Origin of the sequence: Zooshikella ganghwensis DSM 15267, assembly GCF_000428585.1 — a bacterium.
Taxonomy (GTDB): Bacteria; Pseudomonadota; Gammaproteobacteria; order Pseudomonadales; family Zooshikellaceae; genus Zooshikella; species Zooshikella ganghwensis.
Window position 1 is genome coordinate 1 of sequence record NZ_AUAF01000259.1, and the last position, 3,642, is coordinate 3,642.

A 3,642-nucleotide genomic window follows, 5' to 3' on the forward strand; every position below is an offset into this window, starting at 1 on the left:
ATTCCTGTGACAATACGACTTTGATAACCGCATTCTCGCAGTTTCTATCTTTGGTACAACCTACCACTCTCAGCCAAAAACTGTCTACAGTATTGGTATATGATACCCTTTTTTAATTACCTCCCCCTAGGAGTCCATTTGGAACCCAAACAATATTACAAAGCAGTGACATTTCTTTTTCCGTTTTCAACACGCCTGATGAAGTCCTCAATAATAAGCTCATAAAGCTGAGCCCCTAAAAAGCCATCCTCAACGCCATAATCAATACTCGGATTATCATTTACTTCGATAACCGCTACACGATCATCAAATGCTTTAATATCTACTCCATATAACCCATCACCTATTAAGTTAGCCGCTTTTACAGCCGCTTTAATCACCTGTTTTGGCACTTCATACGTAGGAATAGTCTCGAAGTCACCGCTCTCAACTTGTGACGTATTATGCTGGTATATCTGCCAGTGATCCCTGGCCATAAAATACTTACAGGCATAAATAGGTTTACCTTGTAATACGCCTATCCTCCAGTCAAATGGCGTATACATATATTCTTGAGCCAATAACAAGGCTGACTGTTTAAACAGTTCTTTCAAGTGCTCCTGCAGCTCTGATGAGTTAGTCACCTTTACAACACCTCTGGAAAAGGAGCCGTCGGGTATTTTTAATACTAAAGGAAAACCAAGTGTTGCTTCCAACTGATCTATTTGTGCTTTATGGTTACGCATAAGCAGGATAGTTTTTGGACTTGGCACATGATGCGTTCTAAATAAATCAGCTAAAAACACTTTATTCGTACAACGCATAATAGATAGAGGATCATCGATTACTACCACCCCTTCAGCTTCCGCTTTTTTGGCAAACAAAAAAGTATGGTGGTCAATAGCCGTCGTTTCACGAATAAATAACATGTCGTACTCTGAGAGCCTCAAAAAATCTTTAGGCTGAATTAAGTCTACAGAAACACCAAGCCGTTTTCCTGCTTTAATGAACTGCTTTAGCGCCATCTTATCGCTGGGTGGAAATGCTTCTTCAGGATTATGCAGTATCGCCATGTCATAACGATACCGCTTGGCCAGCTTGGGCTTTCGCCATATTTTACGGCTATATTCATCGAGCGCTTCAGCAAACAGTGTCTCTTCCTCATCCGTTAAACTTGTTGGTGAAATTGCTTTTAATGACGTTACCAGCCAATGACCTGCTTTATCCTTTGCCAGAGAAAGCTGCATAACCGGACACTGAAAGCGCTCAAACAGTAATCTTGCAATAGGCTGTACTGACTCCTGAGGCGTTGTACCAAAATAGCATTTAAAATCTATATGCTCTCGTGTCTCTTTCTTTAAATGTTTCAAGGCAATATGCGCATCAGGCTCCATTAGCTCTAGATCAATAGCATAAATTTTTCGCTTGCGTAAATCATTCAGTGTCTTTACTGAAGGTATGACATGATGGCCCCGAGCTTCAGCAAGTAATGAACAATAATAACCTTTACTTAAATATTTATAACCCCGACACAAATTGAGCACACGAACACGCGCCTTCTTTTTTGACATAGACAGCGATACATAGTCTTCAAACGTAATCACATCCTCACTGGGATAAAAAGCCTTCCAGTCTTTGATTGATTCAACAACGATATACAAAAGAGACATAATCTCACGAGCCTTAGATTATTCAGCCAATAAAATTAGTTATTATTTTGAGCACTATACACCTGACAGCTTAATACGCCCTCGACAACCTTTTTACATATAAATGACTGGCACCCTTCTCTTCACAAGACACAGGCCTTGTTTTTTTACTAAAACCTCATTATTTGCTCTGTAAAGCTTTTTAGCAAAAATTATTTTCAAACCATAGCAGGCCATTAGTAGACTAACAGTAGCAGGTAACACACCAAACGTTTATAGTATTAAAAGACCGTTGTGACTGCAGGTGAAACCAGAGCATTCAGCACTCACAACATCCCTATCCCTTGTGGATATAAGTGGTGTCAATACAGTTTGAATAACATAACAGTTATTCACGAAGGGTGTAGCGCAGTTAACACTAACCCATTTGTTGAGTCAACTAATGTCTTCTCCCGATCATCAACGTCCCTGCATCAACATGTCAACGGACATTCAAATTCGCCCAGCCCGCCCTGATGATTTAAGTGCACTTTTGGCTATTGAACAAATATGCTTTACCAGCGATAGATTAAGCAAACGAAGCTTTAAACACTTTTTACATTCTTCCACCGTCTCATTAGCCATAGCCCAAAACTCTCAAGCAGACACTATACTTGGTTATGTTTTAATCCTTTATCACCGAGGTACTTCTCTAGCCAGATTATATTCCATCGCAGTTCACCCCCAAGCCCAAGGCCAGGGTATTGCCCAAAAGTTAATTCATTATAGTGAGTTACAAGCCACAGAAAGACACTGTTCGTTTATGCGCTTGGAAGTTCGCTTGGACAACCAGGCAGCCATTCGCATATATCAGCGCATGGGATACAAATCTTTTGGTATCTATAAAGAATATTATGAAGACAACGAAGATGCCCTTAGACTGCAAAAGCGAATCCTGATCCATCAAGAGTCCCGCCAGTTTCGTAAAATTCCCTATTACTCCCAAACCACAGATTTTACCTGTGGGCCAGCGGCCTTAATGATGGCCATGCAAGCATTAGAACCTGAGTTTTCGGTCACTCAGCATTTAGAGTTGCAACTATGGCGCGAGGCAACCACGATTTTTATGACATCCGGTCATGGTGGTTGTAGTCCTCATGGTTTAGCACTTGCAGCCTGGCAGCGGGGTTTCGACGTTGAAATGATGATTAGCCATCAACAGCCTTTATTTCTTGACTCAGTCCGCAGTGCCCATAAAAAGTCAGTGCTCACCTTAGTCCATAACGACTTCTTAGCACAAATAGCCAACACATCCATTCGTACACGTCATGAAACACTGACAATCCATAATATTGAAAATGCACTTAAACAAAATCAAGTTGCGATAGTACTCATCAGTACCTATCAATTAGACCGTTGCAAAACCCCCCATTGGGTGGTCGTCACCGATATTGATCAATACTTCGTGTATATCCATGACCCTTATACCGATGAAAAGTGCCATAAAACGGCACTGGACAATCAACATTTACCGATTCGGAGAGAAAGTTTTGACCGTATGTGTCAGTTTGGAAAAGTAAAACTGCGTACTGCGCTATTTATTAATAAAACAGCTATCTAGTCGTTCTAACACTGTAAGAGGGCGAATAGTTAAACAATTGAGATTAACGGTACAATAATCATTAATTGTAAAGTTAAACTAAAAAAGGAGCGCAATCCGCAAAATACTGAAGACATGGACTGTATTTTTCTTTCAACACTCACAACAGTCAAAGAAAAATAAGCTGGGCAGATTCACCACTTACCACTTTATATAGCCGTTTCCGATTACATAATAGCTTCCCCGGTAAGCAACAAATCTGCCCGGTACAATCGTACCAGCCGGCACAATACTGACATTAACACTAAATAACAACCACTTTTAATTATTTTTCACTATAACTCGACTTTGGCCATTATTGAATACACATGACAGCTAAAAATAAGATATTAGAAACAACAGGTTAGAGTTAATTCATATCATGGTTTTCATTAG

At 40.1% G+C, this 3,642-nt stretch carries 2 protein-coding genes; one reads left to right on the forward strand and one right to left on the reverse strand.

All coding sequences use genetic code 11. The annotated features are described in order from the left end of the window. Positions 1–155: 155 nt before the first annotated feature. Positions 156–1,649: a RimK family protein gene (locus tag F607_RS0125435; RefSeq protein WP_027710268.1), complete on the reverse strand. Its 1,494-nt coding sequence runs from the start codon at positions 1,647–1,649 to the stop codon at positions 156–158. A gap of 421 nt (positions 1,650–2,070) precedes the next feature. Here F607_RS0125435 and F607_RS0125440 point away from each other — a divergent pair, with 421 nt between their 5' ends. Beyond that, positions 2,071–3,228 carry a GNAT family N-acetyltransferase/peptidase C39 family protein gene (locus tag F607_RS0125440; protein ID WP_230400462.1) on the forward strand — a complete coding sequence of 386 codons (1,158 nt, stop codon included), beginning with the start codon at positions 2,071–2,073 and terminating at the stop codon, positions 3,226–3,228. The last annotated feature ends 414 nt before the right edge of the window (positions 3,229–3,642 follow it).

Excerpts from the sequence above, each read along its gene's own strand:
- F607_RS0125435 (WP_027710268.1), bottom strand. The coding sequence starts at position 1,649 with ATGTCTCTTTTGTATATCGTTGTTGAATCAATCAAAGACTGGAAGGCT.
- F607_RS0125440 (WP_230400462.1), top strand. The coding sequence starts at position 2,071 with ATGTCTTCTCCCGATCATCAACGTCCCTGCATCAACATGTCAACGGAC.